At 68.9% G+C, this 25,797-nt stretch carries 20 protein-coding genes; 5 read left to right on the forward strand and 15 right to left on the reverse strand.

What is annotated here, in order from left to right:
• Positions 1-79: 79 nt before the first annotated feature.
• Genes murJ through EH231_RS32385 form a run of 3 tightly spaced genes read right to left on the reverse strand, consistent with a single transcriptional unit; the run spans position 80 to position 7,130 of the window.
• Entirely contained in the window at positions 80-3,805 is a 3,726-nt protein-coding gene (gene murJ / locus EH231_RS32375) for a murein biosynthesis integral membrane protein MurJ (RefSeq protein WP_124714053.1), read from the reverse strand.
• Complete coding sequence (locus EH231_RS32380) at positions 3,805-6,318, reverse strand: DUF6049 family protein (RefSeq protein ID WP_090429453.1); 2,514 nt, start codon at positions 6,316-6,318, stop codon at positions 3,805-3,807. Before EH231_RS32380 ends, murJ begins: the two co-directional genes overlap by 1 nt.
• Positions 6,315-7,130, reverse strand: a complete 816-nt coding sequence (locus tag EH231_RS32385) for an NUDIX hydrolase (RefSeq protein WP_090429455.1) — start codon at positions 7,128-7,130, stop codon at positions 6,315-6,317. Before EH231_RS32385 ends, EH231_RS32380 begins: the two co-directional genes overlap by 4 nt.
• A gap of 84 nt (positions 7,131-7,214) precedes the next feature.
• On the opposite strand from EH231_RS32385, the gene EH231_RS32390 reads away from it, so the two are divergent.
• On the forward strand, positions 7,215-8,672 hold the full coding sequence (locus tag EH231_RS32390) for a CCA tRNA nucleotidyltransferase (protein ID WP_090429457.1): 1,458 nt from the start codon (positions 7,215-7,217) through the stop codon (positions 8,670-8,672).
• Positions 8,673-8,690: 18 nt separating this feature from the next.
• A complete protein-coding gene (locus EH231_RS32395; protein WP_124714054.1) occupies positions 8,691-9,182 on the forward strand; it encodes a pullulanase in 492 nt (163 codons plus the stop codon).
• Between the two features lie 10 nt (positions 9,183-9,192).
• On the opposite strand, the gene EH231_RS32400 is transcribed toward EH231_RS32395, so the two are convergent.
• Positions 9,193-9,969 (reverse strand): TIGR03084 family metal-binding protein, encoded by a 777-nt coding sequence (locus EH231_RS32400; protein ID WP_164481114.1) that lies wholly within the window; start codon positions 9,967-9,969, stop codon positions 9,193-9,195.
• Positions 9,970-9,992: 23 nt separating this feature from the next.
• Positions 9,993-11,276: an MFS transporter gene (locus tag EH231_RS32405; protein WP_164481115.1), complete on the reverse strand. Its 1,284-nt coding sequence runs from the start codon at positions 11,274-11,276 to the stop codon at positions 9,993-9,995.
• 89 nt (positions 11,277-11,365) lie between these two features.
• Here EH231_RS32405 and EH231_RS32410 point away from each other — a divergent pair, with 89 nt between their 5' ends.
• Positions 11,366-11,971, forward strand: coding sequence for a YqgE/AlgH family protein (locus EH231_RS32410; RefSeq protein WP_044514282.1), 606 nt, complete (start codon positions 11,366-11,368; stop codon positions 11,969-11,971).
• A 10-nt stretch (positions 11,972-11,981) separates the two neighbouring features.
• Here EH231_RS32410 and EH231_RS32415 read toward each other — a convergent pair whose 3' ends face one another.
• Together EH231_RS32415 and EH231_RS32420 are read right to left on the reverse strand one after the other, a co-directional pair.
• The gene (locus EH231_RS32415) at positions 11,982-12,332 is read right to left on the reverse strand and encodes a hypothetical protein (protein ID WP_044514280.1); all 351 of its coding nucleotides are present in this window, start codon (positions 12,330-12,332) and stop codon (positions 11,982-11,984) included.
• A 58-nt stretch (positions 12,333-12,390) separates the two neighbouring features.
• A complete protein-coding gene (locus EH231_RS32420) occupies positions 12,391-13,302 on the reverse strand; it encodes an LpqN/LpqT family lipoprotein (protein ID WP_090430687.1) in 912 nt (303 codons plus the stop codon).
• Positions 13,303-13,512: 210 nt separating this feature from the next.
• Here EH231_RS32420 and leuS point away from each other — a divergent pair, with 210 nt between their 5' ends.
• A complete protein-coding gene (gene leuS / locus EH231_RS32425; protein WP_420891941.1) occupies positions 13,513-16,377 on the forward strand; it encodes a leucine--tRNA ligase in 2,865 nt (954 codons plus the stop codon).
• A 48-nt stretch (positions 16,378-16,425) separates the two neighbouring features.
• Here leuS and EH231_RS32430 read toward each other — a convergent pair whose 3' ends face one another.
• Positions 16,426-17,118 (reverse strand): SDR family oxidoreductase, encoded by a 693-nt coding sequence (locus tag EH231_RS32430; protein ID WP_124714055.1) that lies wholly within the window; start codon positions 17,116-17,118, stop codon positions 16,426-16,428.
• A gap of 77 nt (positions 17,119-17,195) precedes the next feature.
• On the opposite strand from EH231_RS32430, the gene ggh reads away from it, so the two are divergent.
• The gene (ggh, locus tag EH231_RS32435) at positions 17,196-18,536 is read left to right on the forward strand and encodes a glucosylglycerate hydrolase (RefSeq protein ID WP_090429465.1); all 1,341 of its coding nucleotides are present in this window, start codon (positions 17,196-17,198) and stop codon (positions 18,534-18,536) included.
• A gap of 5 nt (positions 18,537-18,541) precedes the next feature.
• Here the strand turns inward: ggh and EH231_RS32440 are convergent, their stop codons facing one another.
• The 7 genes from EH231_RS32440 to EH231_RS32470 form a co-directional block, all read right to left on the reverse strand.
• Positions 18,542-19,024: a MarR family winged helix-turn-helix transcriptional regulator gene (locus EH231_RS32440; protein WP_090429468.1), complete on the reverse strand. Its 483-nt coding sequence runs from the start codon at positions 19,022-19,024 to the stop codon at positions 18,542-18,544.
• Between the two features lie 76 nt (positions 19,025-19,100).
• Complete coding sequence (locus tag EH231_RS32445) at positions 19,101-19,838, reverse strand: amino acid ABC transporter ATP-binding protein (protein ID WP_090429470.1); 738 nt, start codon at positions 19,836-19,838, stop codon at positions 19,101-19,103.
• The gene (locus tag EH231_RS32450; RefSeq protein WP_090429472.1) at positions 19,838-21,610 is read right to left on the reverse strand and encodes an ABC transporter substrate-binding protein/permease; all 1,773 of its coding nucleotides are present in this window, start codon (positions 21,608-21,610) and stop codon (positions 19,838-19,840) included. The genes EH231_RS32445 and EH231_RS32450 overlap by 1 nt, the downstream gene beginning before the upstream one ends.
• Positions 21,611-21,655: 45 nt before the next feature.
• Positions 21,656-22,321 carry a GntR family transcriptional regulator gene (locus EH231_RS32455; RefSeq protein ID WP_090429474.1) on the reverse strand — a complete coding sequence of 222 codons (666 nt, stop codon included), beginning with the start codon at positions 22,319-22,321 and terminating at the stop codon, positions 21,656-21,658.
• A 103-nt stretch (positions 22,322-22,424) separates the two neighbouring features.
• Positions 22,425-23,231 (reverse strand): LLM class F420-dependent oxidoreductase, encoded by an 807-nt coding sequence (locus tag EH231_RS32460; protein WP_090429476.1) that lies wholly within the window; start codon positions 23,229-23,231, stop codon positions 22,425-22,427.
• A gap of 14 nt (positions 23,232-23,245) precedes the next feature.
• A complete protein-coding gene (locus EH231_RS32465; RefSeq protein ID WP_090429478.1) occupies positions 23,246-24,814 on the reverse strand; it encodes a GMC family oxidoreductase in 1,569 nt (522 codons plus the stop codon).
• A 23-nt stretch (positions 24,815-24,837) separates the two neighbouring features.
• On the reverse strand, positions 24,838-25,737 hold the full coding sequence (locus tag EH231_RS32470; RefSeq protein WP_090429480.1) for an Rv0045c family esterase: 900 nt from the start codon (positions 25,735-25,737) through the stop codon (positions 24,838-24,840).
• Between the last annotated feature and the right edge of the window lie 60 nt (positions 25,738-25,797).

Raw genomic sequence — 25,797 nt, forward strand, 5'->3', positions numbered from 1 at the left:
CCGGCAGTGCCCTGGACACTTGTTTGCCGGGCTGGCTATAACGCCAGGTCAACGTCCTATCCGGGCTGGGGATGACGATTCAGGAGGCCGCTTTGATGGTGATTTCGGAGATGTCGGTGCGGCTCTTGCCGTCCACGGTGCCCAGCGTCGAGATCCACACGAGAACGTAGGAGGTCGATGACGCCTTGTTCACCGAGATGGTGTTGGAGCCGGGCTTCAGCGGTGTCGCCGGGCTCAGTTCGGTGGTGTCCGACAGTGACGACGGCGTGGCGGACTGGGCCGAGCGGATCTGCACCGAGGTGCCGGTGCTCGTCACGTTGAGGGTGACCGAACCGACGACGGTCGGCTGCGGCAACTGCAGCATCAGGCCGACACCGTTCTTGAACCCGGGGAACGGGGCGGGATCGGAATACGTGTCGGTGGACCAGGCCGTGCTGGTGTTGCCGTCGATGGCCTGCCCGGCCGTAGCCGGTGAATCGGCCTCGCCCTCGGGCGAGAACACGGTGGCCCGAACGGGTTTGACCGTGCTGCCGGTGGCCGCCGATGAGTTGCCCTGGTTGTCCTCGCTGTTCGACGACGGCGCGTTCAGGCCGAGCTCGTCCCGGTTGAGGCCGCCGCCCACGTCGCCGAAGATGCTGTTGAGGACGGACGCCATCACGATCAGGGCCACCAGGATGATGCCGGCGGCCACGCTGATCCCGATGATCAGGCCCTTGCGGCGCCGGGCTTCGGCGGCTTGGTGTTCCTCGGGCGTCTCGTGTGCCCGGACCGGAGCAGCGGCCGGAGCGGGGGTCTCCTCGACCGACCCCAACAGCTCGGTCCGATCGGCGATCGCGGTGGCCTGCTGCAGCAGGTTCAAAAGGGTTGGAGCACTGCGGATCCCACCACCGGGCTGGACGGCACGAGCGGCTGCCGCAGAGATCTGGAACGGGATGTCGCGGTCGATGGCGCGCGGTTCGACCGGCTGTCCGGCCTGGTCCAGTGCGGCGGGCTCCAGGCCGCTGCGGGCCCCGGACTCCGGCAGCGGCCAGCGGTTGACCAGCAGCGCGTAGAGCGCGGCCCCGATGCCGCGGATGTCGTCGTCGGGGGTGGCGTCGGGCATGGTGGCCGGGAAGGCCAGGGCCACATCGCCTTCGATGCTGACGCGCACCCGGCTCGGGTGATCGATCGAGAGGGCGACCCCGGCGCGGTGGGCAGCCTCGGCGGCAGCGGCCAGCGACTGGATGGCCCGGGCCCCACCGATCGGGGACGGCGAGGTGTCGGCCACCTCGGCCAGCGAACCGCCGCGAATCCACTCGGAGACGATCAGGCCGCCTGATCCGCTGTGGGCCACGTCGAGCACCCGGGCGATACCGGGAACATCGATGCGGCTGAGTTTGAGTGTGCGCGAAAGGATTTCCTGCACCTGAGCGTCGGACATGGTGGCGTCCGGGTCGACGAACGTCAGCGCGACCTGGCGGTCCAGCGCGGTGTCCAGTGCCTGCCAGAACTGCAGGTGCGGCGGTCCGCCGTGGAACACCAGCAGTCGGTAGCGGCCTTCGGCGATGGTCGCGCCGGGGATGAGGTGCACATCGTCGTCGGCCGATTCCAGGGCGGCATCGTGCGGCGGGGCGAACGAGATCGGCTCACGGGTCGGGTCACCGCCATAGTCGGTGACGGGCCGCGTCGTCCCGTTGGTCCGGCTGCCGGCGGAGTCGCTGGACCCGGTGCCCTCGGCCGACTGGGTGGCTGCTGCCGGGCCGGTCGGGGGGACGTCCGGCTGGAACTCGTCGGCGGCCGGACGCGGCAACTTCGTCGTATCGGTGGTCATCCCAGAACTCGACGCGGAGTTCGGTGCCGGGCCGTCCGCAGATTCGTCGGTCACCGGTGATCCTTTCCACATCCCCGCCCCGGCAACACCTGCCGGAGTCCCGCCTCCGGCGGCTGCCGGGCTTGACGGCCACCCGCTGGGAGAAGAATTCCTCTGATCAGGGTACGTGACGGGCGCTGCAGGATGAGGCCCGACGGGCGGCGCAATTGTTTGCACGGCTACCTGTCCGGTCTCGGGCAGCGACGCGACATGCCCTCGCCCGAGTCGTCGGCGGACCATGTTCAGCGCCGCATGGGCCTCGGGCACCCGGGCCGCGAGCATCACGCCGGCGATGATCGGGACCATGATCAGACCGAGTGCGACCAGGCGCAGCAACGAACCCGCGGCACCGGCATGCTCGGTCAGCGAGTCCAGCCCCAGCAGCCGGTCGGCGGCGTGGGCCACCAGGCTTGCGACCAACGACGCCGCGATGGTCACCAGAATCGTGCGGATCACCGCGTCGCGCAGCAGCCGTCCGCCCCGCGGTCGCAGGTTGGCCTTCAGCAGTAGATAGCCGACCAGGGCCCCGGCCACGAAGCCGAGGCCGTTGGCCAGGCCCAGGTAGCCGGCCACCATGTTGGGGTTGTCGGTCAGGTGGGGCGCGGCGATCGAGGCGACGATCTTGACGGTCGTGATCACCACGATGATGACGATCGGTGTCCAAGGCCGCTCCCGCGCGTAGAACACCCGCAGCTGCAGCAGGACCAGCGCGTAGGGGACCAGCGTGAAGGCCGACAGCGTGATCGCCATGCCGAGATACCCGGCGTCGCTGGCGCTGAAGTTGCCGTAGGAGAACAGTGCGCTGCCGATGGCTGGCCCGCCGACGGTCATCATCGCCACGATGGGGATGAGCGTCACCATCGTCAGCCGGGTGGCCAGGGACAGATCGTCGAGGACGGCGGGGACGTCGTCGGCCGCGGCGTTGCGGCTCAGGCGCGGCATCACCACCGTCAGCACCGTGACGCCGATCATGCCGAACGGCAGCATCAGCACCAGCCACGTGTAGTTGTAGATGGCCGGGCCCGAGGCGGCCGCGGTGCTGGCGATCTGGTTCCCGACGATCAGGCCGATCTGGCTGATCAGAACGTAGAGCACCATCGCGGCGGCCATGGTGCCGAACTTCTTGAGCCGGTCGTCGATGCCCCACAGCGGCCGCAGGCTGACCCGTTCGGCCCGGATCGCCGCGAACAACACCGCGGCCTGCGCCACCACACCCAGCGTGGTGCCGATGCCCAGCACCAGCAGCTTGGCCGTGCCCATCTCGACCGGGTCGCTGGAGAGCTCACCGGGCACCAGGACGAAGACGCCCAGGGTCACGATCGCCACCACGTTGTTGACCACGGGAGCCCACGCCGGGGGACCGAACACGTTGCGGGTGTTGAGGATTGCCATGAACACCGACGACAGGCCGTAGAACAGCACCTGGGGTAGCAGCAGGTAGGCGAAGGCTGTGGTCAGCGGGTTGTTGACCTGGGGATCGCTGCCGAGCATGAGCCGCACCAGCAGGGGCGCGCACAGTACCGAGAGCACGGTGGTGACCAGCAGCAGCGTGGTGGCCAGGGTCACCAGCCGCCGGACGAAGTCGGTGCCGCCGTCGGCGTCGTCGCGTTCGGCCCGGGCCAGCACCGGGACGAAGATCGCGGTGAAGGTGGCTTCCAGCACCAGCGCCGCGACCATGTTGGGCAGCTGGTTGGCCACCGAGAACGCACTCGTCAGGGGTCCGCCGAGCAGCGCCATCAGCAGCACGAACCGGAGGAACCCGGTGATGCGCGAGATCAGTGTGGCGAATGCCATGCCCCACGACCGGGACACCACCGCGGCGTCGGACAGCTCGGCGCGCCCGGCCGGCCGGGACGGGCCCGTCGCATGCGGAATCCTCGGCGGGCCAGGCGGGCGCGCCGTGTGCTGGATGGGCGGGACCGGTGGCCGGGTCCCGGGTTGGTCGGGCGGGATCATCAGGGTCGATCCGGACTGGGTTCGGGCGCCGGTGGGGAAGCCGGTGCCGAAGAAGTGCGCGCAGAGGGTGCCGCGACGCCCTCAGCGGTATCGGCATCGTTGTTGAACGCCATGGCGACGTCGAGCGGGTCGGGATGTTCGCCCGGCGGGATCAGGTCCGCGCGGTCCGGCTGACCCCGGAATCGGTGCCACAACCGGCGGCCGGCCAGTGTCACGAGTACCGCACCGGCCGACAGCGTGATGAAGAACAGCACCTTGCCGTAGGCGTTGGAATGCACCGACAACCGGACCGGCTCACCGAGGGTCAGGCCATCGGTGGTCTGCAAGCTCACGTCGACGGCCACCCGCTGGGTGAAGTGCACCTCGATCGGCACCCGCAGCGGCAGATAACCGGGCGGCAGCTCGATCTCGCCCATGTCGGTGACGGTCATGCCAGGCGGTGCGTCGACGTGCAGCCGCACCCGCACCGGCACCGGGAGGTCGTTACGCAGCGCCAGCGGCAGCGGGCTGCGCTCGGTGGCCAGGGTGTACGCGCCACCGGGGTTGACGATTCTCACCGCACCGAACATGTCGTTCACGCTGCGGCTGACGGACTGCAACCGCTGTTCGGCCAGCCCCTCGCGGGCCTCCGGTGGCACGGACTGGCTCAGCGCCCGCAGCATGTCCTCCCGCAGCGGCGCGGTGTACTGCATGCCGGTCAGCCCGGTGCGCTCGTCGGTGGTCAGCGCCGCGGTCAGCCCCCACAGCCGGCTGATCACCGCCGCGATGCCGGTGTCGATGTTCTCGTCGATGCCGCTGCGCGGGTTGCCGAGAGAATCCGGCGGTGCGGGCGCCACGGGTTCTGGCGGCAGGGCGTTGCCCTCGGCGATCACCGCGGATAGCGGGCGCGGAACGGCCAGCCCTGCGTGGATCGTGGTGGCCACCGTCGTCAGGATGGCCTGTGCGTCGTCGGCGTCCAGTGACCACACCAGCGGCGGCATCAGGATCTGGGTCCGGGGCTGCTCGCCCGGGGTGAGCCCGCGCCACAGGAGGGCACCCAGCGCGTCCTGGCGCCGCGCGGTCTGCGAGTCGTGCCGTACCGGGATCTCCAGCGACGGGTCCAGGTAGGACGGCACGACGGGATCGGTGCCCGCACCGGCCAGCGCGGCTCCGACGGCCGGATCGAATCCGGCGGCCACGACCTCCGGCCGGTAGCGCAGCGGCGTGACGTCGGCGGTCTCGGGTGCGCCGGTTACCGAATCCTGGGCGGTGATGTGGGCGGCCGAGATGGCGACGGTCTGGCCCTGGGCGGCCAGCAGGTCCAGGGCGGGACGGGTGAGCGGACCGTCGCCCATGATGCTGGCACCCCGGATCGATGCGACGCCCAGAATCTGGTCGACGATGTCACCGGCACCGTTGGTGGCGATTCCGCTCAATCCGGGATCGCCGACCCGCTGCAGGGCGGTCAGATCGGCCTGGGCGTAGTTGGTGGGCGCCACGCAGAGCCGCCCGGCCAGGCCGCGCAGTCGATTCAGCCAGCCGACGGCGGCCTCCTGTCCGGCTCCAGGGCGGGTCGGGGTGCCGGGACCGGCGTCGGGTCCGTCGTTGACGACGTAGCCGGCGGTCATCGCGTTGACGGTGACCAGCAGATCGGGGTCGACGGCAAGGCACAGCGTGGCCCGCATCTGGCCGCCGGAGTCGACGGTCGGTCCGGTGGCGAAGTCGGCGGCAGAGAGCAACGTGTCGAGCCGTCCGCCGGGAGCCAGCGAGGCGGCGAGGCTGTCGTCGACCAACCGCACCGGGGTGGTGCCACCCGGGGCGCCCGGGGCCAGCCGCGGCCGGTCGGCCAGGGGCCAGAGCATGGTCATCCGCACCGGCTGGGACGTGTCCGGCGGCACCACCGAATTGAGGGTGTCGGCGGCCGACATCGAGTCGGAGCCGTTGTCCGCGGGCCTGTCCGGGGGCACGCCGAGGACCGGCAGCAGGAAGCGCGCGTCGTCGAGTTTGGCGGGGGCGCCGTAATCGGGCGTGCCGTTGACGTTGATCAGTACGGGGTAGACGCCGGGTTCGGTGATGTGCAGCGACCCGGCACCTTCGGAGCGCAGGGGGTAGGACAGCGTGAACGGCACCGACTGGCCGCGCTGCATCTCCGGGGCCAATGTGACGAAGTCGGCCACCGGCTCGAACCGGTCGACGTCCCCGGTGAGATCGGTGCGCAGCTGGCTCGAGGAGGTCACCGCCTGGGCGTGCTCCATGCGGATGTCGACGTCGCGGACCGGCCGGTCACCGACGTTGAGCACGGCCCCGCTGACCGTCATCACCGATTCACTCGTGGTGGTGACGACGTTGGGGGTGACCCGGTCGATGCGGATCTGCAGGAACGGCAGGGCGCCGGGTTCGCTCGCGCCCGCCCGGGGCAGGAGCACGGGCAATGCGGCGGTGGACCACACCGAGAACAACAACACCACCGCCACAAGCACCACTGTGTGCGCCAGGAGGGAGACCCCTCGGCGCACCGCCGGGGCGGCGGTCACGGTCCCTGTCCGCATCCGTTCGTGCGCCGGCGGGGCTGGGGTTGCGCAGGGTCGTCGCGGCGGTGATTGCGGGCGTGCGAATGGGTCTGGGGGCGTCGCCGGGGGGCGCTGCGGGGCAGTGGCGGCAAGGAGCCCGGACCGTCGGTGTGCAGCTTGTCGATGAGTTCACCGGCCACCTCGGCGAGCTTGCGCTCGTCGGCGTAGGCCAGCCGGGCCGGCAGATCCCGTAGCGGAACCCAGGCGACCTCGGTGACCTCGACGTCGTCGTCGGACAACTCGCCGCCCTGGAAGCGCAGGAGGTAGTGGTGCACGGTCTTGTGGACCCGGCGCCCTTCGGTGACGAACCAGTAGTCGATGCTGCCGAGTGCGGCCAGCACGTCGCCGCGGATCCCTGTCTCTTCGGCGACCTCGCGGATCGCGGTCTGCTCGGCCGTCTCACCGAGTTCGATGTGGCCCTTGGGCAGTGACCACAGCATCCGGCCGCGCCGATCGACCCGGCCGATCAACGCTGCCACCTGGGTGTCCTTGGGGCCGTCGATGCCGTCGATGACCAGGCCGCCGGCCGAGGTCTCGTGAACGGTGCGGAGCCGTTCCGGAGGACGGCGTGGCCTCGACTTGTGTTGCTTGGACTGGTCACGCGGGGTCGGGGCGGGATTTGCGGTGCCGACGGGAGCTTCGGCGGGACCATCGGTGTGACGGGCGTCATCATTACCCTGGTCGCCGGCGGGTGGGCCTGCCGCCCTTTGTGCACGACGACGACCACGACGCCGACTGCGGCGCCGTCGTGGTTTGGCCTGTTCGCCGTCCGACACCCAAGCGATAGTAGCTGCCATGGGGTTGGCCTCCTGCCGCACTCGCCGGTTGTGACCACACCGCGAGCATTAGGCTCATCGAACGTGTCCGACGCTGTTGTTACTGACGCCGAATTGCTGGCCGGCGCACTGGTCTCGTTGAACCACCGCGCCGAGGTGCTGCGCGGGCTCGGTGCGGTGTTCGCTGCGGCGGGTCATGAGCTGTATCTCGTCGGAGGCAGCGTGCGCGACGCATTGCTGGGCCGCCTGACCGAGCACAGCGATCTCGATTTCACCACGGATGCCCGCCCCGAGGAGATGTTGAAGTTCCTCCGCCCGTGGGCCGACGCGCTGTGGGATACCGGAATCGATTTCGGCACCGTCGGTATCGGCAAGGGCGAGCACCGGCTGGAGATCACCACGTTCCGGGCGGACAGCTATGACCAGGTGTCGCGGAATCCGACCGTCGAGTTCGGCGACAACCTCGATGACGATCTGGTGCGCCGCGACTTCACCGCGAACGCCATGGCGGTACGCATCACGGCCGATGGCCCGGCCGAATTCCATGATCCCCTGGGCGGTTTGGCCGCCATCCAGGCCAAGGTGCTCGACACCCCGTCGGCCCCGCAGGTGTCGTTCGGGGACGATCCGCTGCGGATGCTGCGGGCGGCCCGCTTCGTGTCGCAGCTCGGGTTCGGTGTGGCGCCGCGCGTGCTCGAGGCACTGCTGGAGATGGCCCCGCAGTTGGAGCGCATCACCGTCGAGCGGGTCGCCGCGGAACTGGACAAGTTGCTGCTGGGCAAGGACCCAGTGGCCGGTGTCGACCTGATGGTGCAGACCGGGCTCGGTGACGTGGTGCTGCCCGAGGTCGGCGAGATGCGGATGGCCATCGACGAACACCACCAGCACAAGGACGTCTACTGGCATTCGCTGACGGTGCTCCGCCAGGCCGTCGATCTCGAGGACGAGGGTCCGGACCTGGTGTTGCGCTGGGCGGCGCTGCTGCACGACATCGGCAAGCCCGCGACCCGCAAGCACGAATCCGACGGCGGGGTGAGCTTCCACCACCACGAGGTGGTCGGCGCCAAGATGACCCGCAAGCGGATGCGTGCGCTCAAGTACTCCAAGCAGATGGTCGACGACGTATCGCAGCTCGTGTACCTGCATCTGCGGTTCCACGGCTACGCCGACGACAAGGGCACCGGCAAGTGGACCGACTCGGCGGTGCGCCGCTACGTCACCGACGCCGGTCCGCTGCTCGGCCGGCTGCACAAGCTCGTTCGCGCCGACTGCACCACCCGCAACAAGCGCCGTGCCGCACGGCTGCAGGCCAATTACGACGATCTCGAGAACCGGATCACCGAGCTGGCCGCCAAGGAAGATCTGCAGCGGGTCCGGCCGGACCTCGACGGCAACGAGATCATGGAGATCCTCGGTATCCCGGCGGGCCCGCAGATCGGCGAGGCCTGGCGCTACCTCAAGGAGCTGCGGCTCGACCACGGGCCGCTGTCCCGCGAGCAGGCCATCGACGAATTGTTGAAATGGTGGAACGCCAGGGGCTGACCGTGCGTCTGATCAGTCATGGACTACTGCCTGGGTGATCCCGACGGAACCGCGACCATCGTCACCGGTGTGCCCGATGTGGATGTGGACGGCAACGGCAGCCCCGACGGTATCGGCCTGGATTTCGACGGGGACGGCCGTATCGATGATGTGATGGCCGATTTCGACGGCGACGGCATCGCCGAGCGGGCGGTGCTCGATGCCGACGACGACGGGCAGGCCGAAAGCTATTTCTCCGACGACGGTTCGGGCACCTGGGCGGTGCACGTGGACCGGTCCGGACAGGTGCGCTGGTTCGGTTTGGACGGGACCGAGGCGACCGGGGGACCGACGGTCGATTTCGACGGTGACGGTGCCGCCGACGACCTGTTGATCGACGTCGACGGTGACGGTCTGGCCGACCGGGTGCTGGCCGGGGGCCTGGCGTACGTCGACACCGACGGCGACGGGCGGTGGGACATGAAGCTGGCAGACACCGACGGGGACGGCCGCGCCGACGCCGTCTCCTGACTCCGAGCGCTCAGCCCCGCCCCGCCCCCGGCGGTCCGGCGAAGGCCTGCGCGATGGTCAGCCACTTGGCGGCGTCGTCGCCGACCGCGGTCACGTCCAGTTCGGCAGGTGCCCGGCGCTGGGTCACCAGCATGCAGAAGTCCTCCGCCGAACCCGTCACGCGCTGCTGCGCATCCTCGGGTCCCCACTCCCACAGCGTGCCGTCGGGCGCGCGCAGCTCGACCCGGAACGGTTCGGCGGGCGGGGTCAGTCCGTGCACGGTGAACGCGAAATCCCTTGTGCGCACCCCGATGTGGGCAATCGAGCGGAGCCGCTCGGTGGCGGGCCGGCGGACTCCGAGGGCGTCGGCCACGTCGAGGCCGTGCGCCCAGGTCTCCATCATGCGGGCGGTGGCCATGGACGTCGCGCTCATCGGCGGGCCGAACCACGGCAGCTTGCGACCCTCGGCCACGTTCACGAGTTCGGTGTGCAGCCTCACGCGCGTCTCACGCCAGTCCGCCAGTAGCCGCTCGGGTGGCGTCAGCGCGAGTTCCTCGGCCGCGGCGTCGACGAACCCGGTCGGGTTCTGCATCGCTTCGGCGAGGACGGCCTCGAAGCCGGACTGGTCGGTGATCGCGATGACCGAAACCCGATCGGTCCACAGCAGGTGGGCGATCTGGTGCGCGATGGTCCAGCCCTCGGCCGGGGTGGTCGTGGCCCAGCGCTCGGGCGGGAGGTCGGCCACCAGGGCATCGAGTGCGTCGCTCTCGGCGGACAGGTCGGCCACGATCGGCTCGGCGCTCACCATGGCGGTCAGCCTAGACCGGAGGGTCACACCCGCTTCGGGGATGCCACTGCGGCGTGCAGACCGAGTCCGACGAGGTAGGCAACGGCGCCGGCGACCACCAGGGCCGGGGAGTGCCCGTCGGCGGGGATCACCGCGGCCGCCGCGGAGATCGCCGCGACGAACGACATCCAGAACAGTGCGTCCTGCACCGTGAAGACGTGGCCGCGCAGCGCGTCGTCGACGTCGATCTGCATCGCCGAATCCGCGCACAGCTTCACCAATTGCCCCGCGGCACCGAGCAGCAGGCCGCAGGTCACCATCACCGGCACGTGCAGCCCGATCGCCGCCAGCTGAACCACCACGGCGAAACCGAGGGCGCCGTTGGCGGTGGCGTAACGCCCGAACCGGCCGATCACCGCGGGAGCGGCGACCGTGGCCGCGAACTGCCCGATACCGCCGGCGGCCATGAACAGCACCGCGGTACCCAGACCCAGCCCGGTCACATCGGGGTTGTCGCTGTGCCGGACGATCACCAGCACCAGCAGCGAGTTGATCCCGAACGCCATCCGGTGCGCGGCCAGCCCGGCCAGAGTGCCCGCGACGGGCGGCACCGCCCACACCGTGCGGGCACCGTGCACCCAGCCGGTGGCCACCGCATACGCCACCGAGCCGTGGATGGTGCGCTTGCTCTCGTGCGGGCCCAGCACATGCGGGCCGAAGCGCACCGACAACCAGAGCGCCAGCGCCACCGGGACCGCCACGATCAGCATGACCACCGAGGCACCGGTGTCGTCGGCGCCGAACACCTTGCGTGGCACCAGCATGAAGTCGGCTCCGAGGAACGCCGCCAGTGCGCCGACCGCGGTAGCCACCGAGTTCATCGTGATCACGCGGTCGGCCGGCACCACATCGGGCAGCGAGGCCGAAAGTCCGGATGAGACGAACCGGGTCAACCCGTTGACGATCAGCGCGCAGCACAGGATCGGCAGGTCGCCGGCACCGAAAGCCAGCAGAGCGGCCACGAGCACCACCACCAGCAGCCGGCCCAGGTTGGCACCGATCAGCACGAGGCGCCGGTCCCAGCGGTCCAGCAGGGCTCCGGCGAACGGGCCCAGCACCGAGTACGGCAGGAACATCACCGCGAACGCGGCGGCGATCTGCCACGGTTCGGCCTGGCGCTCCGGGTTGAACAGGATCGCGCCGGCCAGACCGGCCTGGAAGAGCCCGTCGCCGAACTGGCTGACCGCGCGCAACTCCAGGAGCCTGCGGAATTCGGTCATGCCGCGCAACGAGTGCCAGAGGGCACGGGGAGCACGCGCATGAATCACCCGATCAACAGTACAAAGCTGAGCCGAAATCCGACTCCGCCCGGCCTTGTTCGCCACCTCTGGGCAGTTACGGTGCCATGATGTAGGGCGTGGCGCACTCAGAAGATCCGGAGGATTTCATCGCGCCTGCGGCGCACCGGGTACGACCGGGCACGCTGCTGCTGGCCAATACCGATCTGCTGGAGCCGACGTTCCGGCGCAGCGTCATCTACATCGTCGAGCACAACGCCGGCGGAACCCTCGGTGTCGTGCTGAACCGGCCCAGTGAGACAGCGGTCTACAACGTGCTGCCGCAGTGGGCGAAGCTCACCCACAAACCCAAGACCATGTTCATCGGCGGTCCGGTCAAGCGGGACTCGGCGTTGTGCCTGGCGACGCTGCGGGTCGGTATGCAGGCCGAGGGTGTTCCCGGCCTGCGGCACGTGCAGGGCCGGGTGGTGATGGTCGATCTCGACGCCGACCCGGACACGCTGGCCCCGGTCATCGAAGGTGTGCGGATATTCGCCGGGTACTCCGGCTGGACCATCGGTCAGCTGGACGGCGAGATCGAACGGGACGACTGGATCGTGCTCTCGGCGCTGCCTTCGGATGTGCTGATCGAGCCGCGGATCGACCTGTGGGGCCGGGTACTGCGTCGTCAGCCGCTGCCGATGTCGCTACTGGCCACCCATCCGATCGACGTGAGCCGCAACTAGTCGGGGCTGGTCACTTACAAGACAACGTGCAGCTGGCACACGAGCCGGCGCAGCCCGCACCGGAAGCCGAACCGGCCTCCGCGGCCGCGACGGCCTTGGCGCTCTGCCAGCAGCCGGCGGCCACGGTCGCGACGGCCCCGATGATGCACACCATGACGACCATCAGGCCGGTGTGGGGCGCGGCGGCCAGGGCGGCGGCGCCACCGGCGGCGAGCATCACCGCGGCGGCCAGTTGGGTCGGGGCCACAGCCCTCAGGACCGAGCGCACGGGATCACCGGTACGAGGCCTGGTCAACAACCACAGCCCGAACACACCGACGATGACGGCGGCGCTCAGGCACAGCAGCGCGGCGATCAGCATGCGCCACACAATACGAGGCGCCGGACGGGAATGCGAGGTCGGGGAGGGCCCTGGTGATTCACCCCTGCAGGCCCAGGAGCTGGGGCAAACCCGGCGCCGGAGCCGGCGCGGGGGCGGCCGGGGTAGCTGGCGGCGGGGGGGCCGCCGGGGCCGGAGCGCTGACCTTGAAGCCGGACACGATCGCGTCGGCGGCGTCGGCAGCCGCGGAAACACCCTGGTTGGCGGCCGAGGAGTTCACCGACAGCGACACCAGATAGTGGTCGGGCCCCGCGGTGGCCAGGATGTGTCTGCGTGAGGTGTTGAGCACCTGGCTGCCCGACAGATAGCTACCTTCGATAAAAGCTGACGGGAAGCCGTTGAAGTCGCCCATGGCCATGTCGGTGGGGCGCCAGTTCTGCAACTGCTGGGTGTCGACGAAGCCGTGGCTCGCCGCTTCGACCGGATCGAAACTGCCGACGAGCTTGTAGACCACGACCTGTGCGTTGGGGGTGTACAGGTCGGTGCTGGATCGGTCGGCGATCACCGCGAAGGCGTCGGGCACGTTGGGGTCGGGCACCTTGGTCCAGCCCGAGGGCAGCGGCAGGACGATGCTCAGCGCCTTGAAATCGTGGCTGGTCTGCGGCTCCATCTTCACGCCCTTGCTCTTGAAGAACTCGGCGAAGGTGCCGGACGTGGCGGGGGTGATGGTCCGGGCCGGCGTGGCCGGTGCCGCGACAGCGGGTACGGCATTGGCTGCCGCACCCGGGGCGACGGCGCCACCCGGGACGCCGGGGGCGGCCGGCGCGGGAGCAATCGGAGCGGCGGCGGGGGCGACCGTGACGGTCTGGGTAACCGTCACCGGGCCGGGAACGCCAGGAGCCGGCACAAGGGGTTCGGCTGCCGCGGGCTGACCGGCAAGGCCGACAACCCCGGCCACGCCGACGGCCGTGCCTGCTGCCAGCACCCGCCACCGGCGGGCCAACTCGATCATCACTCGTTCCCTCCGCAAACCGTGCCCTCACCAGGGCAACCTTCACTAGGCGCCGAGACTATCCACGGGTCACCGCCCGCCACCAGCAACTCAACCGACCTGGAATCAACCCCTGACAGAGCCGCGACGCAACCGATACCAAGCTGTGGCCAACGGAAGCGTCAGACGGGTGGTGAGCTGCTCAAACCGTGGCCTTATACCCTGAACGTCGTGATCGAACCCGCCACCACGTCCCAGCCAGGGCCTTCAGAGGACACCCCGCAGCACCGCTACACCGCGGAACTGGCGGGCCAGATCGAACGCACCTGGCAGCAGACCTGGTCGGACCTCGGCACGTTCAACGTGGCCAATCCGGTGGGCTCGCTGGCACCGCAGGACGGCTCGGCAGTGCCCGCCGACAAGATGTTCGTCCAGGACATGTTCCCGTACCCGTCCGGTGACGGCCTGCACGTCGGGCACCCGCTGGGGTACATCGCCACCGACGTCTACGCCCGGTACTACCGGATGACCGGACGCAACGTGCTTCACGCGCTGGGCTTCGACGCGTTCGGCCTGCCTGCCGAGCAGTACGCCGTGCAGACCGGTACGCACCCGCGCACCCGGACCGAGGCCAACATCGTCAACTTCCGCAGGCAGTTGGGCCGTCTCGGCCTGGGCCACGACTCGCGGCGCAGCTTCGCCACCACCGATGTCGATTTCTACAAGTGGACGCAGTGGATCTTCCTGCAGATCTACAACGCCTGGTTCGATACCGCAGCCAAGAAGGCCCGGCCGATCACCGAGCTGGTCGCCGAATTCGAGTCCGGGGCAAGGTCTCTCGACGACGGCCGGGCGTGGGCCGAGCTGTCGGCCGCAGAGCGTGCCGATGTGGTGGACGGCTACCGGCTGGTGTACCGCGCCGACTCGATGGTGAACTGGTGCCCGGGCCTGGGCACTGTGCTGGCCAACGAGGAAGTCACCGCCGACGGCCGCAGTGACCGCGGTAACTTCCCGGTGTTCCGGAAGCGCCTGCGGCAGTGGATGATGCGTATCACCGCCTACTCGGACCGGCTGCTCGACGACCTGGAAGTGCTGGACTGGCCCGACAAGGTCAAGAGCATGCAGCGCAACTGGATTGGCCGGTCCACCGGTGCGTCAGTCGAATTCGGCACCGCGGCAGGCGATGTCGAGGTGTTCACCACCCGCCCGGACACGCTGTTCGGCGCCACCTACCTGGTGCTGGCTCCTGAACACGATCTGGTGGATGCGCTGGTCGGCGACGCCTGGCCCGAGGGCACCGATTCGCGGTGGACCTTCGGTGCGGCGACGCCGGCCGAGGCCGTCGCCTCCTACCGGGCCGGGATCGCTGCCAAGTCGGATCTGGAGCGTCAGGAGAACAAGACCAAGACCGGTGTGTTCCTCGGTGCCTACGCCACCAATCCCGTCAACGGACAGCAGGTTCCGGTGTTCATCGCCGATTACGTGCTGGCCGGTTACGGAACCGGCGCCATCATGGCGGTGCCCGGTGGCGACCAGCGGGACTGGGACTTCGCCACCGAGTTCGGCCTGCCCATCATCGAGGTGGTCGCCGGTGGCGACATCACCGAGGGGGCCTACAACGGTGACGGCACCATGGTGAACTCCGACTACCTGAACGGGTTGTCGGTGGCCGAGGCCAAGGATGTCGTGATCGGACACCTGGAGGCCGACGGCCGCGGCCGCGCCCGGATCGAGTACAGGCTGCGGGACTGGCTGTTCGCCCGGCAGCGGTACTGGGGCGAACCGTTCCCGATCGTCTACGACGCCGAGGGCCGCGCCCACGCGCTGCCGGAATCGGCTCTGCCGGTTGAACTTCCGGACATCCCGGACTACTCGCCGGTGTCCTTCGACCCCGACGACGCCGACAGTGAACCGTCGCCGCCGCTGGGCAAGGCCACCGAGTGGGTGCATGTCGAGCTGGATCTCGGTGACGGGCTGCAGACCTACACCCGCGACACCAACGTGATGCCGCAGTGGGCGGGCAGTTCCTGGTACGAGCTGCGCTACACCGACCCGCTCAACTCGGAAGAGCTGTGCGCCAAGGAGAACGAGGCCTACTGGATGGGCCCGCGCCCGGCCGAGCACGGGCCGAATGATCCGGGCGGCGTCGACTTGTACGTCGGCGGCGTCGAGCATGCGGTGCTGCACCTGCTGTACTCGCGGTTCTGGCACAAGGTGCTCTTCGACCTCGGCTTTGTCAGCTCGAGCGAGCCGTTCCGGCGCCTGGTCAATCAGGGCTACATCCAGGCCTTCGCCTACACCGACGCCCGCGGGAGCTATGTGCCCGCGGCCGAAGTCGTTGAGCGCAAGGGGAAGTTCTACTGGACCGGCCCGGACGGCGAGATCGAGGTCAATCAGGAGTTCGGCAAGATCGGCAAGAGCCTGAAGAACTCCGTCTCACCGGACGAGATCTGCGACGAGTACGGTGCGGACACCCTGCGGGTCTACGAGATGTCGATGGGCCCGATCGAGGCATCGCGTCCTTGGGCGCCCAAGGACGTCGTCGGTGCGTACCGGTTCCTACAGCGGGTGTGGCGTGCGGTCGTCGATGAGGAAACCGGCACCGAGCGCGTCGGCGCCCATGAGGCACTCGACATCGACACCTTGAAGATCCTGCACCGCACGATCGCCGGAGTGACCGAAGACTATGCGGCGCTTCGCAACAACACCGCCGCAGCCAAGCTGATCGAGTACACCAACCACCTGACCAAGGAGGGGGTGGCGGCCCGCGCCGCGATCGAACCGCTGGTGCTCATGGTGGCCCCGTTGGCCCCGCACCTGGCCGAAGAGCTGTGGAAGCGCTTGGGCCACGACACCTCGCTGGCACACGGGCCGTTCCCGGTGGCCGATCCGCAGTACCTGGTGGACGACACCATCGAGTTCCCGGTTCAGGTCAACGGCAAAGTGCGCGGCAAGATCACCGTCGCCGCCGATGCGGACAAGGCGGCGCTGGAGGCCGCGGCGCTGGCCGACGAGAAGGTGCAGGCATTCCTGGACGGCGCCACACCCAAGAAGGTGATCGTGGTGCCCGGCCGGCTGGTCAACCTCGTCGTCTAGTGATCTGTGCACCTCCGGTAACGCTCACCGTTACCAGAGGTGCACAAATCACCCTGGGCGGACCACGATTTCGTGTACGTGGCCGTCGGGCGGGGTGGTGACAGCCGTCGCCACCAGTCCGGCGACGGTCTCGGGCTTGAGGAATTTCGCCGGGTCGTAATCGCCGACGCCTTCGGTCCCGTCGCTTACTGCAGCCTCGTAGGCCACCAGGTCGCGTTGCATCTCGGTGTCGGTGCGTCCGGGGAAGATCGAGGTGACCCGCAACGACGGTTCGTCGGCGCGCAGCGAGTCGGCGAACGCCCGCAACGCGAACTTGCTTGCCGAGTAGGACGCCATCCCGGGTGAAACCTTCTGTCCGGCACCGGAGTTGATGAAGACGACATGTCCGCGCGCGGCCCGTAGTGCCGGCAGCAGGGCCAGGGTGAGCGCCACCGCGCCGGTGACGTTCACCTCGAAGGATGCCCGCCACTGTTCGGCGATGGATTCGCAGACCCGGCCGGGGTAGAGCACGCCTGCGTTGTGCACCAGCACATCGAGCTCGGCGAGCACCTCGGTGGCCGATTCGATCGAATCGGCATCGGTCAGGTCCAGCGGCCAGGTGGGCGCGCCGAGGCGTTCGGCGAGCGCATCGAGGCGGGCCGACGGGCGCCCGGCCAGAAACAGCGTGTGGGTGGGAGCAAGGGCGGCGGCGATGGCCGAACCGATGCCGCCAGCGGCTCCGGTGATCAATGCAGACGGCACGACTGCAACGTTACTGTGACGCTCAACAGCACGGGGCCGACCTGCGGACCGGGGCGCGGCGACGCATCATGGTAGGGATGCCACCGGACCCCAGCTTCGCCCCCACCCAGCTCGCCGCGCGGGCCGCGTACCTGTTACGCGGCAACGACCTGGGTGTGATGACCACTGCCGCGCCGTTGCTGTATCCGCACATGTGGAGCTGGGACGCGGCGTTCGTCTCGATCGGGCTCGCCCCGCTCAGCGTCGAGCGCGCTGTGGTGGAACTGGACACGCTGCTCTCGGCACAGTGGCGCAACGGGATGATTCCCCACATCGTGTTCGCGAACGGCGTCGACGGCTACTTTCCCGGCCCGGCCAGATGGGCCACGTCGGCCCTGGCGGCCAATGCGCCGCGGGTCCGCCACACCTCCGGCATCACGCAGCCGCCGGTGCACGCGATCGCGGTGCAGCGCATCCTCGACCACGCGCGCAGCCGTGGCCGGTCCACCCGGGCGGTGGCGGCGAGCTTCCTGGATCGGCGGTGGGCGGATCTGGTCCGCTGGCACCGCTGGCTGGCCGAGACGCGGGATCAGGACGGACGCGGCCGCATCACGCTGTATCACGGGTGGGAGTCCGGTATGGACAACTCACCGCGCTGGGACAGCGCCTACGCCAACGTGGTTCCCGGCAACGTGCCGGAGTATCAGCGCGAGGACAACGCGATCATCACCGACGCGACGCAGCGGCCCAGCGACCTCGAGTACGACCGGTATCTGTGGCTGCTCGAGGAGATGAAATCCGTTCGCTACGACGATGATCTGCTCCCCAAGGTGATGAGCTTCGCGGTCGAGGACGTGTTCGTCTCCGCGATCTTCTCGGTGGCCTGCCAGGTGCTCGCCGAGATCGGGGAGGATTACAAGCGCCCGCATGCCGATGTCCGCGATCTCTACTCCTGGGCGGAGCGCTTCCGGGTCGGGGTGGTCGAGACCACCGATGAACGTAGCGGTGCGGCAAGGGATTACGACGTCCGCGGGAACAAGTGGGTGGCCACGGAGACGGTCGCGCAGTTCGCACCGCTGCTGTGCGGCGGGCTGCCGCACGAGCGCGAACGCGCACTGCTGCGGCTGCTGGAAGGTCCACGCTTCTGTGGGCATCCGGACCTGCGGTATGCGCTCATCCCGTCGACCTCGCCGGTGTCGCGGGATTTCCGCTCGCGTGAGTACTGGCGTGGCCCGGTATGGCCGGTGATGACCTGGCTGTTCTCGTGGTGCTTCGCCCGGCGCGGCTGGGCCGAGCGCGCCTCGACGCTACGCCGGGAAGGCTTGCGTCAGGCCAGTGACGGGACTTTCGCCGAGTACTACGAGCCGTTCACCGGCGAGCCACTCGGCAGCATGCAGCAGTCGTGGACCGCCGCGGCGGTGTTGGACTGGTTGGGATAGCCCGGCTACTCCGACTTGGCGTGAGCGGGCTGGGTCTGCTCGTTCTGGCTGGCCAGCCGCTCCAGCGGGGCCAGTGCGGTGGCGAGGGTGGTGAGGTCCTCCGGGCTCAGGTTGGCTAACCGGGCGGCCAGGTCGGCCCGACGCGCGGCCAGCGATTCGCGGTGCTGCACCAGTCCGCGTGGGGTGACCTCGACGAGGACGGCACGCAGGTCGGAGGGGTCGCGAGACCGCTTGACCAGGCCGAGCTTCTCCAGCCGGCGGATCGCCACGGTGGTGGTCGGGGTGCGGACGCGCTCGCGGGCGGCCAGTTCGGTCATCCGGATCGGGCCCTGGTCGAGCAGGGTGAGCAGGATCGAGAGCTGGGCCAGCGTGAGCTCTCCGGCCGTGCCCTTGTTGGTATCGCCGCGGCGCAGCACCGAGAACACCTTGGAGAGAACGCGTTGCAGCTCCCCGGCCAGCTCTGTGACCTGTGAATCGGGCTCCACCATAATTCGCTAGTCTAACCTGTCTGAGGCTGCCAGGTCGGCAGCTTGTGGGGTTTGGCGCTGGGCTTTCCCGTTGCCCTCACAGGACCTGCGACAGGAAGCGGCGCAGGCGATCTGTCTCGGCCGCTTCGAAGATCTGGTCGGGGGCGCCCGACTCGACCACTTTGCCGTGATCCATGAACACCACCGCGTCGGCGGTGGAACGGGCGAATCCCATCTCGTGGGTGACCGCCAGGATCGTCATCCCCTCGGCGGCCAGCTCGGCGATCAACTCCAGGATTCCCTTGACGAGCTCGGGGTCCAGCGCCGAGGTGGCCTCGTCGAAGAACATCACCTCCGGAGCCATGGCGAGCGCCCGCGCGATCGCCACGCGCTGCTGCTGGCCGCCCGACAGCGTGATCGGACGCACATCGGCCTTGTGCCGCAGACCAACCCGCTCCAGTTGCTCGAGCCCCAGCGTGCGGGCGTGGTCGGCGCTGAGCCCCTTGAGCTTGCGCGGTCCCAGGGTGACGTTGTCGAGAACGGTCTTGTGCGGGAACAGGTTGAACTGTTGGAAGACCATGCCGATGCGCTGGCGCAGCCGGTCGGGATTGTCGGCCAGCACCGACCGGCCGTCGAGCAGGATGTCGCCGCTGTCGGGTTCGTACAGGCGGTTGAGGGTGCGCAGCAGCGTCGATTTCCCGGAGCCGGACGGGCCGATGATGGCCGTCGTGGTGCCGGCGGGCACGTCCAGATCCACCCCGCGCAGTACCGCATTCGGCCCGAACGACAGGTGGATGTCCTTGGCGGCCAGCGCGACTGGCTGTGGTGCCGACATCAGATCATCTCCTGGTTGGTCACCGCGGGCAGGGGATCTTCCTCAGCCGGCGGGCGACCTCTGCGCAGCCGGTTGTCGACGAAGTTCACCAGATGGGTCAGCGGGATGGTCAGCAGCAGATAGAACAGTCCGGCTGCCACCAGCGGTGACAGGTTTCCGGTCTGCGCGTTGAGATCTCGGCCCACCTGGAACAGTTCCCGCTGGCTGGCCACCAGGCCGAGGAAGTACACCAGCGACGAGGCTTTGAGCAGCGAGATGAACTGGTTCATGAGCGCCGGCAGCACCCGCCGGATGCCCTGTGGCACGACGACCAGCCGCATGGACGAGGCGTAGCTGAAGCCCAGGGCGCGTGAGGCTTCCAGCTGCCCGGGCTCCACGCTCTGGATGCCCGAGCGGAAGATCTCCCCGACGTAGGCCGCTGCCATCAGCCCGAGCGCCGCGATGCCGAGGGGGTAGGGGCTGTTGCCGGTGAGCGATCCGACCACGGGGCCGATGCCCAGGCCGATCAGCAGGATGATCACCACTTCGGGCAGTCCGCGGAAGATGTCGGTGTACACCCGGGCCGGCCAGCGCAGCCACCGGGACCGCGAGATACCCGCCACTGCCAGGACCATCCCGAGTACCAGCCCGATGACGCTGGCGCACACGGTCAGGATGAGCGTGTTGGGCAGGCCCGTGCGTAGCAGGTCGGGGATGGCCTGCTTGTAGAGATCCCAGTCCAGGAAGGAGTCCGCCAGTTGCGCCAGTGTCGATTTGGGCGCCACCGGGGCTCCGGCGGCGGGTTTCTCCTTGGCGGCGGCGATGGCGGCGAAATCAGGCAGCTGGGGAACCGGTGCGGCCTTGGAGCCGGGCTTCCAGCCGGGCGGCAGTGCGCGCGGCACCCAGTCGGAGTACAGCCGGGCCCAGGTGCCGTCGGCGATCACGGCGTCCAATCCGGAGTTGAGCGCGTCGATCAGCGGCTGGTTCTCCTTGGCCACCGCCCACGCCACGAAATTGTCCAGGCTGAAGGTGTTTTCGATGATCTGCGCCGGGTCACCGGGCTGCACCGTGCCCGAGGCCTGCTGCGACGGGGCCACCCAGGCGTCGATCTGGCGGGTCTTGAGGCTGGCGTAGACGGTGTTGTAGTCGGGGAACTTCACCGGCTGCAGGTGCAGCGTGTCGATGACGTAGGCCTCCTGCACCGTGCCCTGCACCACCCCGATGCGTTGTCCGGGGGCGAGCTGGCCGAATCCGGTGATCGGTGAGCCGGTCGGAACCACGAGCGAGAAGTAACCGAAGTCGTAGCCGTTGGTGAAGCCGACGGTGCGTCTGCGGGCGTCGGTGGTGGTGATCGACGAGGACGCCACGTCGAAGCGCCGGGAAGCGGTTTGGGCCAGCAGCCCCGAGAAGTCGGTGCCGACGAAGTTGATCCGCAGGCCGAGCTTGTCGGCGATGGCGCGCAGGAGCTCGTTGTCGAAACCGGTGAACTGTCCGGCCGAGTTGATGCAGATACTGGGCGGTGCGTCCGACAGCGTGCCGACGGTGAGCACCCCGGGGGTCCCCAGGCCGAGGTTCTCGGCCCGGGTCGTGTTCAGCGGGGCGACGGTGGCGGTCGTGTACTTGTCGGCGCCGGGCCCGGTGGCCGCGGCGGCAAGGTTGGTGGGCAGCGCACTGGCGCTGTCCACGCCGGGGGGAGCGCATTGGTCGACGTCCGCGCCCGCCGGCGCCGCCCACACCAGCCCGAGCAGGATCAGGACCGTGGTCAGCAGCGCGGCCGATCGTCTGGCGTCCATCTGTTGCAACCTAGTGGGCGGACGCCCGGCGATCAGGGATTCCGCTCAAGGGGACCGCAAGTCGCCGAGCACTCCGCGTCGGGTGAGCTCGGCGATCATGATCTCCGCCATCCGGTCGGCGCGCTCGGTGCAGGCCTTCCGGGCCGCCTCGGGGTCGCGGGCGTGAATGGCGGCGGTTTCCTCCTCGTAGCCGGCGAGAAACTCGGCCTTGGCCTTCGGGTAACTGATCCAGAACTCCGATGGCGCGAAGCTCTTGCCGGCGCGGATGGTGGCGTGCAGGCGAGGTCCCGCGTACTCGTCGTTGATCGAGTCGCGGAAGACCCAGCAGGCCTCCTGGAAGGTCTTGGTGTCCTTTGCTGAACGCATCACGCGCAACGTGTCATCGAGATGGGCGATGATGCGCGGGGTCGGGTTTGTGGCGCAGCGAGCCGAGGCGATGCCGTTGAGAATCCCGTACAACTCGTGGTGCTCCGCCACGGTCGCTTCGTCGAATCGGGAGACGAATGCGCCGCGGTGGTACCGCGTCGACAGGATTCCGTCGTGCTCGAGCTGGACCACCGCCTCCTGGATCGGGACGCGGCTCAGCCCGAGGTCACGGACGATCTCGTTGCGGTCGATGCGGTCCCCGGACCGCAGCTTGCCCGTCATCACCAGGTTGATGATGTGCGTGACAACCTGGTCCTTCTCCTTGACCCCGTAGTTTTTCGGCACCCTTGTTAGCTCCCCCTTTGAGTTGGGACGCACACCCCCCGTGCGTTGGCGATGCGCAAGTTTCTCACGGGTGGCTCCAAAGGGTGAAGCGAGTGGCCTCAGCTCATCCGCTGAACTTTGCGTGGCGCCCGTCGCGCCACCGGCAGAGCGCCTCGGCAGCGGTGAGGTCGTAGTCCGGTCCGTTGACGCCGACGGTGACGATGCTGACGCCCAGGTCGGCCAGTGCGTCGGCCTCGGCGAGCATGGTGTCGATCCCGCCGGTCTCCTGCACTCCGGCCGAGCGTTGCACGGTGGACGGATCGCGGCCGGTGGTGGCGCAGTGCTCGGCGAGCACCGCTGCCTTACCGGGGTAGGTGTTGCGGTCGACGAACGCATGCCAGATGTGGGCATGTTCTGCCACCAGGCGCAGTGTCTTGCGTTCGCCCTGGCCGCCGATCAGGATCGGGATCTCCCGGGTGGGAGCCGGGTTGAGCTTGGCCAGCCGCGCCTCGATGCGGGGCAGCGCTTGGGCCAGGTCGTCCAGGCGGCTGCCCGCGGTGCCGAATTCGTACCCGTACTCGTCGTAATCCTTTTGTTTCCAGCCACTTCCGATGCCCAGGATGAGCCGGCCATCGGAGATGTGATCGACGGTGCGGGCCATGTCGGCCAGCAGTTCGGGGTTGCGGTAGGAGTTGCAACTCACCAGCGCGCCAATCTCGATGCGCGAGGTCTGTTCGGCCCAGGCGCCCAGCATCGTCCAACATTCGTAGTGCGCGCCGTCGGGATCGCCGTAGAGCGGGAAGAAGTGGTCCCAGTTGAAGGCGATGTCGACGCCGATGTCCTCACAGCGGCGCACCGCATCGCGGATATGGCTGTACGTGGGGGAGTGCTGCGGCTGCAGTTGTACACCGATGCGGATGGGATGGCTCACATTTCCGAGCCTACTCACGCGGTCTGCTCGATGAACTCGGCACAGCGTTCGCCGATCATGATGGCCGGAGCGTTGGTGTTGGCCCGCGGGATGCGGGGCAGCGCGGAGGCGTCGGCTACCCGTAGTCCTGAAACGCCACGGACCCGCAACTTCTCGTCCAGCACGCTGTCGTCGCCCGGCCCCATGGCGGCCGTGCCCGCCGGGTGCCCTGTCACGCAGACGTTCCCGCGGATCCAGCGACGCAGTTCCTCGTTGCTGTGTACCTCGGGGCCCGGGTTGATCTCGGCGGCAACGGCCTCGGCGAGCGGTGCCGTCGAAACGATCTCACGGGTACGGCGTACCGCCCGCACGAAGGCCTCGAGATCGGCGGCATCGTCGAAGGTGTTGAGCCGGATGGCCGGAGCGGTACCGGGATCGGCGGAGCGGACCAATACGCTGCCGCGGCTGGCCGGTGTCCACAGGGACTGCAGGATGCTGATCGCAGGCCGCGGATGGCGGTCGACGTCGAATCCGCTCGCATACATCGGCGCGAAGATGAGCTGGAAGTCCGGGGCGCCGAGTTCCGGGGCGGTGCGGATGTGGGCGACGGCCTCCATCAGATTGCTGGCCAGCATGCCGGTGCGACGGAACAGCCACTGCAGCAGCCAGCGGGGATTCGCGGCGTCGGCCAGCCCGCGGAACCCGGGCGCCAACTCCCAGTTCATGAACGTCGCGGGGTGATCGGTGAGGTTGCCGCCGACATCCGGGCTGTCGACCAGCGGCTTGATCCCCACCGTGCGCAGGTGCTCGGCAGGTCCGATACCGGACAGCTGTAGTAGCTGTGGGGTACCGAATGCCCCTGCGCTGAGCACGATCTCGCGTCTGGCCCGGGCGAGGTGGTCACCACCGCGGCGGGTGTACTGCACGGCCACGGCCCGTCCGCCCTCGAGGACGATCCGCTGCACCAGCGTGCCGGTGAGCACCGTGAGGTTGGCCTGGTGCCGGGCCGGGTTCAGGTAGGCGCGGGCGGTGTTGAACCGCCGGCCCTGCCACACCGTCACCGGTGAGATCGCGGCGCCGTCCAGATCGGGGCCGCCGACGTCCTCGTTGGCGGCCACTCCGGTGGCCCGGGCCGCGGCCACGAACCGGGTCGAGGTCTCGTCGGGGTTGGCCGCGCGGGTGACGCGCACCGGGCCGTCGGTGCCGTGGTCGGGTCCGCCGAGATAGTGGGATTCGATGCGACGGAACACCGGGGCGACGTCATCCCAGGACCATCCGGGCAGCTGCCAATCGTCGTAGTCGGACCGGGTGCCGCGGACCCACACCATGGCGTTCATGGAACTGGTGCCGCCGAGGACGCGGCCACGCGGCTGGGGGATGGCCCGGTCCATGAGGTTCGGTTCCGGTTCGGCGACGAAACCCCAGTCGGTGGAGCCACCGATCTGAGATCCGTAGGCCAGCGGCGCCTGCACGGCCAGCTTGCGGTCGGAACCGCCTGCTTCCAGCAGCAGTACCGTGCGCTCCGGGAGTCGTTCGGCGAGGCGCGCTGCCACAGCGCATCCCGCCGAACCGGCTCCGATCACGATGAAGTCGTATTCCGTCATGCTGTTGTCCGCGCGGCTTCGGGTCAGCCCAGAAGACCGCGCAGTATCTCGACCAGCTTGGCCGGCTGATCGCCCTGTACGGAGTGCCCGGAGTCGGCCACGACGTGGGTGCGCTGGAAGCCGGGCGCGGAGCGGGCGAAGGTGTCGGCATCCTCGTCGTTGACGAAGAACGAGTTGGCGCCGCGGATCAGGGTGGTGGGCATGGTGATCGAGGGCACGTCGTCCCACAGGCCCTCAAACCCATCACCCTTGCGGAACGAGTCGTACCGCCATGTCCAGGTGCCGTCATCGAGTTGTTTGGAATTGTGGAAGACGCCGCGCCGCAACGACTTCGGATCCCGGTTGGGGGCGGCGGCGACGGTCAGGTCGAGCATGGCCTGGAACGTCGGGAAGGTGCGGTGCTCCTGTACCAGGGCGACGGTGCCCATCTGGGCTTTGGTCATCTCGTTGTGCCGCTCGGGTGCCGACGGGGTGACGTCGACGAGTGCGAGTTCGGGTACCAGTCGGGGTTCGGTCGCCGCGATCCGCAGCGCAGTCAGGCCGCCCAGCGACATGCCGACCACCAGTCGGGGATTGGGAGCGTGTGTCTCGAGCACCGGAATCAGGCTCGCCGCATTGAGTTTCGGGCCGTAGTCACCGTCCTCGCGCCAGGCAGAACGGCCATGGCCGGGCAGGTCGACGGCCAGGGCAGGCTCGCCGAGGCCCAGGATCACGGTGTCCCAGGTGTGGGCGTTCTGCCCGCCGCCGTGCAGGAACACGATCCGCGGGGCGTCGGTGCCGAACTTCAGCGCGCTGATCGGCCCGTGCTCGATGCGCTCGACCGGCGGGATCGCGGTTGCGCCGATCTGTTCGGCGTTCTCGTGCAGCAGGCCGAACTCGTCAAGCCCGAGTAGTTCGTCATCGGAGATCTGGGGGTTGGCCACACCGGGACCCTAACCCGTAAACGACTCTGCGCCCAGGGCGTAATCGTGCGAGAAGCACAC

The organism is Mycolicibacterium nivoides, from assembly GCF_003855255.1.
Lineage (GTDB): Bacteria > Actinomycetota > Actinomycetes > Mycobacteriales > Mycobacteriaceae > Mycobacterium > Mycobacterium nivoides.

Excerpts from the sequence above, each read along its gene's own strand:
- ggh (WP_090429465.1), top strand. The coding sequence starts at position 17,196 with ATGCCACCGGACCCCAGCTTCGCCCCCACCCAGCTCGCCGCGCGGGCC.
- EH231_RS32420 (WP_090430687.1), bottom strand. The coding sequence starts at position 13,302 with ATGATCGAGTTGGCCCGCCGGTGGCGGGTGCTGGCAGCAGGCACGGCC.
- EH231_RS32400 (WP_164481114.1), bottom strand. The coding sequence starts at position 9,969 with ATGGTGAGCGCCGAGCCGATCGTGGCCGACCTGTCCGCCGAGAGCGAC.
- EH231_RS32465 (WP_090429478.1), bottom strand. The coding sequence starts at position 24,814 with ATGACGGAATACGACTTCATCGTGATCGGAGCCGGTTCGGCGGGATGC.
- EH231_RS32415 (WP_044514280.1), bottom strand. The coding sequence starts at position 12,332 with ATGCTGATCGCCGCGCTGCTGTGCCTGAGCGCCGCCGTCATCGTCGGT.
- murJ (WP_124714053.1), bottom strand. The coding sequence starts at position 3,805 with ATGATCCCGCCCGACCAACCCGGGACCCGGCCACCGGTCCCGCCCATC.
- EH231_RS32445 (WP_090429470.1), bottom strand. The coding sequence starts at position 19,838 with ATGTCGGCACCACAGCCAGTCGCGCTGGCCGCCAAGGACATCCACCTG.
- EH231_RS32440 (WP_090429468.1), bottom strand. The coding sequence starts at position 19,024 with ATGGTGGAGCCCGATTCACAGGTCACAGAGCTGGCCGGGGAGCTGCAA.
- EH231_RS32450 (WP_090429472.1), bottom strand. The coding sequence starts at position 21,610 with ATGGACGCCAGACGATCGGCCGCGCTGCTGACCACGGTCCTGATCCTG.
- EH231_RS32395 (WP_124714054.1), top strand. The coding sequence starts at position 8,691 with ATGGACTACTGCCTGGGTGATCCCGACGGAACCGCGACCATCGTCACC.